Source organism: Burkholderiales bacterium (assembly GCA_013695435.1).
In the GTDB taxonomy this organism is placed as follows: domain Bacteria; phylum Pseudomonadota; class Gammaproteobacteria; order Burkholderiales; family JACMKV01; genus JACMKV01.
Genome location: JACDAM010000089.1, coordinates 1 through 9,446, shown reverse-complemented (window position 1 = coordinate 9,446; position 9,446 = coordinate 1). Strand labels below are relative to the sequence as shown.

Annotated in this window: 8 protein-coding genes; 1 reads left to right on the top strand and 7 read right to left on the bottom strand. The window is 61.1% G+C overall.

Annotation, left to right across the window (positions count from 1 at the left end; genetic code table 11):
- The 4 genes from H0V78_05370 to H0V78_05355 all read right to left on the bottom strand — a co-directional run.
- On the bottom strand, positions 1–902 hold a 902-nt coding region (locus H0V78_05370), incomplete at its 3' end, for an amidase (protein MBA2351221.1).
- Positions 899–2,899, bottom strand: coding sequence for a TRAP transporter large permease subunit (locus tag H0V78_05365; GenBank protein ID MBA2351220.1), 2,001 nt, complete (start codon positions 2,897–2,899; stop codon positions 899–901). The genes H0V78_05370 and H0V78_05365, both read right to left, overlap by 4 nt.
- A 91-nt stretch (positions 2,900–2,990) precedes the next feature.
- Complete coding sequence (locus tag H0V78_05360; GenBank protein ID MBA2351219.1) at positions 2,991–3,632, bottom strand: TRAP transporter small permease subunit; 642 nt, start codon at positions 3,630–3,632, stop codon at positions 2,991–2,993.
- 225 nt (positions 3,633–3,857) lie between these two features.
- Positions 3,858–4,982: a TRAP transporter substrate-binding protein gene (locus H0V78_05355; GenBank protein MBA2351218.1), complete on the bottom strand. Its 1,125-nt coding sequence runs from the start codon at positions 4,980–4,982 to the stop codon at positions 3,858–3,860.
- 130 nt (positions 4,983–5,112) lie between these two features.
- Here H0V78_05355 and H0V78_05350 point away from each other — a divergent pair, with 130 nt between their 5' ends.
- On the top strand, positions 5,113–6,600 hold the full coding sequence (locus tag H0V78_05350) for a sodium:proton antiporter (GenBank protein ID MBA2351217.1): 1,488 nt from the start codon (positions 5,113–5,115) through the stop codon (positions 6,598–6,600).
- 37 nt (positions 6,601–6,637) lie between these two features.
- Here the strand turns inward: H0V78_05350 and H0V78_05345 are convergent, their stop codons facing one another.
- From H0V78_05345 to H0V78_05335, 3 genes are read right to left on the bottom strand one after another with little or no spacing between them, the layout of a single operon-like run.
- Positions 6,638–7,339 carry a lactate utilization protein C gene (locus H0V78_05345; protein MBA2351216.1) on the bottom strand — a complete coding sequence of 234 codons (702 nt, stop codon included), beginning with the start codon at positions 7,337–7,339 and terminating at the stop codon, positions 6,638–6,640.
- Positions 7,326–8,756, bottom strand: coding sequence for an iron-sulfur cluster-binding protein (locus tag H0V78_05340; GenBank protein ID MBA2351215.1), 1,431 nt, complete (start codon positions 8,754–8,756; stop codon positions 7,326–7,328). Before H0V78_05340 ends, H0V78_05345 begins: the two co-directional genes overlap by 14 nt.
- A complete protein-coding gene (locus tag H0V78_05335) occupies positions 8,756–9,436 on the bottom strand; it encodes a (Fe-S)-binding protein (protein ID MBA2351214.1) in 681 nt (226 codons plus the stop codon). The genes H0V78_05340 and H0V78_05335 overlap by 1 nt, the downstream gene beginning before the upstream one ends.
- Positions 9,437–9,446 lie beyond the last annotated feature (10 nt).

The window sequence follows — 9,446 nt, the reverse complement described above, 5'->3', positions numbered from 1 at the left end:
GCCTCAGACGCCATGATTGTGCGCAGAACGGAATGCGCGCGGTCAAATGCGCGCGGCAATTCGATCTCGTCAACGCGCCCGCCGGCTTTGCGCAATTGCTCGATATTCGCCGCCAGCATCGCGCGCTGCGGCGGCGTCGCTTTTTCCCACACCGGCGAGCGCACAGCGAGCAGAGTTGGAGGGCGCTCCATGTTGCGAACGTCAACCGCGATCGGCCGCTCGCCGACATATGACGAAAGCATCGCCGCGTCGGCGACGCTGCGCGTGAACACACCGGTCTGGTCGAGCGTCGGGCTATAGCTCAAAGTGCCGTCTGCCGAGATCGTACCTGCGCTCGGCTTGAAGCCGACGACGCCGCAGAATGCCGCCGGACGAATGACGGAGCCATTGGTTTGCGTGCCGATCGCGCCGGGTACGAAACCGGCTGCGACTGCCGCCGCCGAACCGCTGGACGATCCGCCCGGCGTGTGCGCGTCATGCCACGGGTTACGCGTTTTGCCCGGGGCAAGAAAAGCGAACTCGGCGGTCACGGTTTTGCCGAGCACATAAGCGCCGGCGCCTTCGATGCATTCCACAATTTTCGCCGAGCATTTGGCAACGTTGCGCTCGCCCTCGTACAGCTTCGATCCCATGCCCGTCGGCAATTGCATGACGTCGATAATATCCTTGACGGCGATCGGGATGCCGCGCAGGAGGGCGTCGCCGCCGAGCGGCGGCCCGTGATCGCTCCGCTTCGCGAGCGTCATCGCGCGCTCCGGATCGAACCATTGCCACGCCTGCACCCGCGGTTCAAAACGGGCAGTCCGTTCGAGCAATGCCGCCAGATATTTTGCGGCCGTCAGCCTTCCTGCGGCTATGTCATCACGGGCAGCGCGCAAGCCGATCTGGTGCAGCGCAATCATTTATACAGATAGTTCGGCAGCCATAGCCCGATCGCGGGCCACATGTAAAGCAGGAACATGGCAAAAACCTGAATCGCCATGTACGGCAACATGCCGGAGAAAATCTGACCCAGGGTCACATGCGGCGGTGCGACGCCTTTCAGGTAAAAAGCCGCCATTGCAACCGGGGGCGACAGAAAAGCGGTCTGCAGATTCATCGCCACCAGCAGGCCGAAAAACAGGGGATCGATGTTGAAGTGCTGCAGCAGCGGCACGAAAATCGGCATGAAGATCACGATGATTTCGGTCCACTCGAGCGGCCAGCCGAGCAGGAAAATAATTACCTGCGCCAGCAGCATGAACTCGACCGGGGCGAGGTTCATCGACAGCACCCAGCGCTCGATCAACTCCTGGCCGCCGAGCAGCGCGAACGAGGCCGAGAATATGCTCGAACCGACGAACAGCCAGCACACCATGGCCGTCGTCTTGGCGGTCAAAAAAACCGATTCCTGCAGCACGCCGCGATTCAACTGACGATAGGCGGCAGCCAGCAGCAGACCGCCGAGCGATCCCATGGCCGCGGCCTCGGCCGGCGTCGCCAGCCCGAACACGATGGAACCGAGTACCGCCAGAATCAGCATGGCCAGCGGAAAGAACGAGCCGAGCAGCATTTTGAAAATTTCGAGACGCGCGAAGCTGAGCAATGCGTAAAAAATCAGCAACGCAGCCGCGATGACGGCGAACGTAATCCAGAACCATGTCGGCGCTGCCAGTGCGCCATCGGCGGCGGCAGCATCCGCCGTCGCTTCCGCGGGGGATTCGCTTGTTACGGATTCGGCGCCCGGCGGTTCCGCCACCCCGAGAGGCGCATTCTGCGCGGCAGACGGATCCTGCGCGCCGCCAGGTTCCTGAACCAGCGGCGGCTCCTGCACGCCCAATGACTGCTGATCGAGTGACGGCGGTGGTGAGGAAACCGGCGGTTCCTGCACACCCAGTCCGGCCGGCGGTCGCTTGGTCTTTCCGGCGACAGCCCCACTGCCCAACTCCGAGCCGAATTCGACCAGACCCTCCGTAGACTGCACAACGAGTGGGGCCGTAGCGCTGCGGTAAAGCAATCCCAGCAGGAAAACACCGGCAAGCGCCGGCAGCAAAGCGACGAACAGGTTGCGGGCGACAACGCCAGTCGGAAGACCGTTGCGCCGTCCGAATCCCGCGAACAATGCCGGCAACGCCACCTTGCCGCGATCACGCGACAGCACCTGCGCGAAGTGAGGCAGCTTTACCTTGCGTTCCTCGGCCGGCAACGGCGGCATCAATGCCGGTCGCAGTTTCGCGAGCACGATCACATAGGCGACATAAAGCGCAGCCAGCATGATCCCCGGGAAAAAGGCGCCGGCGTACAGTTGCACGACTGACACGCCGGCAGTCGCGCCGTAGACGATCAGCAGCACCGACGGCGGAATCAGGATGCCAAGGCAGCCGCCAGCGGTAATCGCGCCGGCCGATACCTTGACGTTGTACCCGGCGCGCAGCATGGCCGGGAACGCCAGCAAGCCCATGAGCGTGACTACCGCGCCGACGATGCCGGTCGCGGTCGCAAAAATCGCACAGGTCGCAATCGTCGCCACCGCCAGCGAGCCGGGTATGCGCGACATCGCCAGATGCATGCTCTTGAACAGCTTTTCGATCAGGTTCGCACGTTCGACCAGATAGCCCATGAACACGAATAACGGCACGGCAATCAGTACGTCGTTCGACATCACTGCATACGTGCGTTGCACCATCAGGTCGAGGATTCTCGGCGTGTCGTAGGCGAAGGCAATCCAGCCGAAAATGACACCCATGCCCATCAAGGTGAAGGCGGTCGGGAAGCCGAGCATGATGGCGACCACAACCAGCCCGAGCATCAACAGCCCGAGATGGCCGTAGGTCATTTCGGACGGCGCCGGCAGCACGACAAAGCAGGCGATTACGACCATCGCCATGATCGACAACCCGAACCATAACTCTTTTCTCATGAGCGAGATGTCCGGCGATGGCCCGCCCGATCACGGCGACATCCGCCGACATGCTGGCGGCCATCCGGCTTCGTCTTGTCCGATGAAATTGTCATAGCCCGGACGCCCGTTTGTCGGCAGGAATCGGGCCGGGCGCGGCAGGGTCGAGCGCCGCGATGTCCTCATCCTTGACGTGGACCATTTCCTTGAGCTTGTCGACATCGACTTCTTCGACATCTTCTTCACGCGAAGGCCAGTAACCCTGTTTCAGACAAATCGCGCAGCGCAGGACTTCGACGACGCCCTGTAGCAGCAGCAATGCGCCGGCAATCATGATCACGCCTTTGAACGGATATATCGGGGGGCCGTCGGCAGCCACCGAAGAATGTTCGTTCTGGGCAAGCGAAACCTGAAAGAAATCGAGGCCGGCATAGGCCAGCGCGATGATGCCGGGAAAGAAAAAAGCGAGATAGAGCAGGAGATCGAGCCCGGCCTGCACGCGCGGCGGGAAAAAGCCATACAGCACGTCGCCTCGCACGTGGCCATTCTTGGCCAGCGTATAGGCGCCGGCCATCATGAACAGCGTGCCGTACATCATGTTGTTCGCGTCGAACATCCAGGCATGCGGCGTGTTCAGCGCATAGCGCGAAAACACCTCCCATGAAATCATGAACGTCAACGCGACGATCAGCCAGGCGAACGCCTGGCCGACGAAAGTGCTGATCTTATCGACCAGGAGCAGGAGATTTTGCACGGAGCCGAGACCCAATCAATACGAGACTATCGCTGCGGCCTGCGCTTTGGATCGCGCATCTTTCACCAGTCTGCCCTCCCCTCGATGCAGGAAGTTGGGTGGAGTCAAGGTACGGACATTTCTCCTGCATTTCACCCCCATCGCAACCTTCCCTCGTCAAGACCGGAAGGCGACAGTCGATCAGCGCGGAAAGCGCCTGTTCGAGCAACAATACTATGCGTGTTGCTAGGCCTTACCAGCAAAGAAATGGTTATACGCCAAACGCGAGGTCACCATCGTGTCCTGCTGCCAACGCACCGCGCGCTGCGCGAATGCGCGCTGCGAATCGTAGATTTTCTTGAACAACGGATTCTCCGCCGATTTCTTCTTGGCGACTTCATCCCACACCCGCAGCTGTTCTTGCAGGATCGAATCCGGCGTCTTGTAGAACTTGACGTTTTGCTTGGCTTGCATGTCCGCGTAGTCCTGAGAATAGCGGTCGACCGCTTTCCACGACATATCGGCGGACGCCGCTTCGACTGCGTAACGGATAATCTCCTTCAGGTCAGCGGAAAGCGCATCGTACTTTTTCTTGTTGAACAGAATTTCGAACTGCTCGGCCGACTGGTGATAGCTTTGCAGCATGCAGATTTTGGACACGTCCGGGAAACCCAGAAGACGATCCGAACTCGCGTTGTTGAACTCGGCGGCGTCGATCAATCCGCGATCCAGCGCCGGCACGATTTCGCCGCCGGGCAGCGCGTTCACCGCGAGGCCCATGCCGGTAAAGATATCGATCGACAAGCCGACGGTACGAAACTTCAGACCTTTCATATCGGCGGCGCTGCTGACCGGTTTTTTGAACCAGCCCAGGGGCTGCGTCGGCATCGGGCCATAAAGGAACGATACGACGTCAAGGTTCAAACTCTTGTAAAGCTCATCGAGCAACTCCTTGCCACCGCCGTAGTTGTGCCACGCGAGCAATACGTTGGCGTCCATCCCGAATGCCGGGCCGGAACCCCACAGCGCCATCGCGGAATTTTTTCCATACCAGTACGCGATAACGCCGTGACCGCCATCGAGCGTGCCTTTGGAAACGGCGTCGATCAGGTCGAACGCCTTGACCACGGCGCCCGCCGGCAGCAACTCGATTTTGAGCCGCCCCCCAGCCATATTGTTAACCTTCTTGACATAGTCCGCCGCGTATTCGTGAAAGATATCCTTCGCCGGCCACGTGCTTTGCCAGCGAAAAGTGACCGGACTTTGCGCGACCGAAAAAAGCGGAAATCCGGCAATCGCCGCCGCGCCCGCGGCGGCGCCGGTGCGCTTCAGGAACTTGCGGCGCGGTGTGCTCTTATCAGCAATGGTCATGTGTTGTCTCCTGGTGGGTTACGGACAAGGGCGCGAGCCCCGCAGTCTGGCAAACTCAAGACTGACTTAAGACTGTAACGATTATGAGAACTTCCGCGCCGGCTAGCAACCGGAATGCTTGCTCTATAGCATGGGCGCCATCACGCACACCAGCCTCAACGACAACAATCCCCTGCCGCGCCCTGTGAAAAAACGCTTCCCCTTCCCTGTATCGCTGGTTCTGCTTTGCCTGATCGGCGCCGATCCGGCTTTGGCGGCGGCGGACGGCGCGCCCCATGTCGCTGGCGAGCAACTTGGACTCGTATGGATCGCGCCCTTCGCCGGCATGCTGTTGTCGATTGCGATCATGCCGCTCGTGGCGCCCGATTTCTGGCACCATCATTTCGGCAAAATATCGGCCTTCTGGGCGCTTGCTTTCATCATCCCGTTCGCGCTGACCTACGGACTGAACGTCGCGCTTTACGAATTCCTGCACACCATGCTGCTGGAATATCTGCCGTTCATCATCCTGCTGTTTTCGCTGTTCACTGTCGCCGGAGGCATTCACATCAAGGGCAACCTGCACGGCAGCCCGCGCCTCAATACGGGCATCCTTGCCGGAGGTGCGGCGGCGGCAAGCCTGGCCGGTACGACAGGCGCGTCGATGGTGCTGATTCGCCCGCTGCTGCGCGCGAACGACAATCGCCGGCACAACGTGCACGTTGTCATCTTCTTCATTTTTCTCGTTGCCAATATCGGCGGCGCGCTCTCGCCGCTCGGCGATCCGCCGCTGTTTCTGGGCTTTCTCAAGGGCGTTGATTTTTTCTGGCCGACCATTCATCTGTTCCTGCCGACGTTGCTGGTTGCGGGCATCGTGCTGGCGGTTTTTTACGCGATCGACTGCTATCTCTACAAAAAGGAGGGCATCCTGCCCCCCGAATTCGATCCGACTCCGGACCGCGCACTGGGCGTCAGGGGTCTGGTAAACGTGCCGCTGCTCGCCGCCATCCTCGGCGCTGTCCTGATGAGTGGCGTGTGGAAGCCGGACATCCGTTTCGACGTTTACCATGTCGAAGTCGAGCTGCAGAATCTGCTGAGGGATGTCCTGCTCTTGCTGATCGCGGGCTTGTCGCTGAAGCTCACGGCGGCGAGTCATCGTGAGGCGAACGGTTTCACCTGGGAACCGATCGTCGAAGTCGCCAAGCTTTTCGCTGGAATTTTTCTCACCATCATCCCGGCCATCGCGATTCTGCGCGACGGTAGCGAGGGAGCGCTCGCGCCAGTTATCGATGCGGTTACCAACGCCGATGGCAGCCCCAACGACGTCATGTACTTCTGGCTTACCGGAATCCTATCGAGCTTTCTCGACAATGCGCCGACCTATCTGGTGTGTTTCAACACCGCCGGCGGCGACGCGAAAATGCTGAGCGGTCCGCTTTCGACAACGCTGCTTGCGATTTCCGCCGGCGCGGTTTACATGGGCGCGAACACCTATATCGGCAACGCGCCCAACTTCATGGTCAAGGCCATCGCCGAGCACAGCGGCGTAAAAATGCCGAGCTTCTTCGGCTACATGCTGTGGTCCGCCGTTATCCTGCTGCCGATATTCGCGCTGGTCAGCTGGTTGTTCCTGGCATGACGGCATGCACAAAGAACGGCACTGAGAAATCGAACCATCACGAATGAGACGCGCGGCCCACCAGCAGGATATGCAGTCGATACGGTCCATGCGCGCCGAGGACAATTGTCTGCTCGATATCGGCCGTGCGCGAAGGGCCTGACACGAAGTACACGGCGCGCGGCAATTGCTGGTGCGCGCCGCGCACCAGCATGAAGGCCTCTTCCATGGTCGCCACGATGCGGTCGGCATGGACGATGGCGAAATGGGTTTCCGGCAGCATGCTCGTCGTGGCCGGCGTTTCGCTGCCCGACAACAGCAGCAGTGTGCCGGTTTCGGCAATGGCGCAAAATGCGCCGGTAACGCCGATCAGATCGCTTGCCGCGGCAGGACGCGATGCAAAATCGATTTCTGCTGCCCGCCAATCGAGCCGCGAAAATTCGGGCCACGCCACGACCTCCTTCGGCAAACCGTTTGCAATCAAATAGGCCGCGATGGCGTGCGGCACCTGATTCATACTCGCCACTTCCTCGAACGTGCTCGCCATCGCCCGCGCGCGCTCCAGAAAACGCGCTTGCATCGAGCCTGCCATGCCGGCCTCATCTTCGATCATCAGCCGCGGACCGCGCGGATGCGCATCGAGATGGCGCGCGATCTCCTGCAACTCGATTTTGCGCCTCGATTCCTGCGCTTCGCGCGCGCTGCGTATACGCGCGAGAATGCGCTCTTTCGCGCCTGCGTTCTGCTCAATCGCCGACATTCGATTTCTTTTGCTCGCGCATTCGATATAACGCTCGAAACGTTCGCCCGGCAGGCGCCGGCATGTCGCGGCCTTTGGTCCAGCCGGAGCCGAATGGCAACCAGTGCAGCAGCTTCGTTTTGCCTGCCAACCGGGACAGTGTATGCGCCGACAGTGCCGCGATAAGCGCGTAAAGCCGCGGTCGCCGCGCGAGCGCCAACCACACCGTCAATGCAACGCGTTCGCGCTTTGCGCGCAGGCCGCGCTCAACCTGCTGTTCGCGCAGCTTGCGCATCAAATCCGGCAAAGGAATTTTGACCGGACACACGACCGCGCATTCTCCGCAGAAAGTCGAGGCGTTCGGCAAATCGCCCGCGTTTTCGAGGCCGACGAACGCCGGCGTCAACACCGAGCCCATAGGCCCCGGATAGACCCAGCCATAGGCGTGGCCGCCGACGTTCTGATACACCGGGCAGTGATTCATGCAGGCGCCGCAACGGATACAGCGCAGCATCTCCTGGAACTCGCCGCCGATCAACGCGCTGCGGCCGGCGTCGAGCAGCACGTAATACATGTGCTCGGGGCCGTCGACCTCGCTGGCGCGACGCGGGCCCGTCAGAAGCGAAAGGTAGTTCGAGATCTGCTGCCCGGTGGCCGAGCGCGGCAGCAATCGCATCAGCGTCGCGAGATCTTCCAGGGTCGGCAGCAACTTCTCGATCCCGGTCAACACCACGTGAACCTTCGGGGGCATGATCGTGCACATGCCTTCGTTGCCTTCGTTGGTGACGACGGCCGCCGACCCGGTTTCGGCGATCAGGAAGTTGGCGCCGGTGACGCCCATGTCGGCCGATAGAAAGTGGCCGCGCAGCACTTCGCGCGCTTCGCGCGTCAGCTGCGTGATCTCGGTCTTGCGCGGCAGCCCGTGCACGCGCGCAAAAAGGTCCGAGATTTCTTCCTTGTCCTTGTGAATCACCGGCGCAATGATGTGAGACGGCGCTTCGTTGTCGTTGATCTGCAGGATGTATTCGCCCAGGTCGGTCTCGACCGGGGTGATGCCGGCGGCCCCGAACGCGTGATTCAGCCCGATCTCTTCGGACACCATCGACTTCGACTTGGTTACCTTGCGCACGCCGTGCAGAGCCGCGATTTCGACGATCAGGCGGGCGGCGTCTTCATGCGTTTGCGCATATAGCACCGTGGCGCCGTGCGCAGTCGCATTGCGCTCGAACGTCTGCAGCCACACGTCAAGGGTCGCCAGCACGCGGTTGCGGCGCTCGACCGCGGCGTCCCGCGTCGCTTCGAAGTCATCGAGCTCCGCGATCGCGGCGGAGCGCGCCGTGACAAATTTCTCGGCCAGCTTCCTCAGATTCTTCTGCAGCCGCACGTCAGCCAGCTTCTGCCCTGCGCGCTGTTTGAAATGCATGCTTTGAACTTGCACTAAGCGGACCCCGCCAGAACCTGAGCTACGTGCAATACGCGCGTCTTGTCACCCAGGCGCTGCAGCCTGCCTTCGATGTTCAGCATGCAGCCCAGGTCGCCGAGCACCACCGCATCGGCGCCCGTTGCTTGAATGTGACGGCACTTCTCGTTGACGATGGCGCCCGAGATGTCGCCGTACTTGACCGCGAAGGTGCCGCCGAAGCCGCAGCATTGTTCGCAATCCTTCATCTCAATCAGCTCGGCTCCGGCTTGCGCCAGCAGCTCGCGTGGCTGGGTCTTGATTCCCATCTCGCGCAGGCCGCTGCACGAATCGTGATACGTAATGCGACCGCACGCAGCGGCACGCGGCGAGCGGCGCGGTGCCACGCTGACCAGAAAATCGCTCAGCTCATAGGTCCGCGCTGCCAGCTGCTCGGCACGCGCGCGTAGCTGCGGATCGTTCTCGAACAACTGCGGAAAGTGAACTTTGATCTGTCCCGCACACGAGCCGCTTGGCACGACGACATAGTCGAACGGTTCAAACTCGTTCAGCGTCTTGGCTGCCAGAGCGCACGCGTTCGCGGCGTTGCCCGAGTTATAGGCAGGCTGCCCGCAACACGTTTGTGCCGACGGAACTGCAACTTCGCATCCGGCTTCCTCGAGCAGTTTTATCGCAGCAAACCCGATCTCGGGTCGCATCGCATCGATC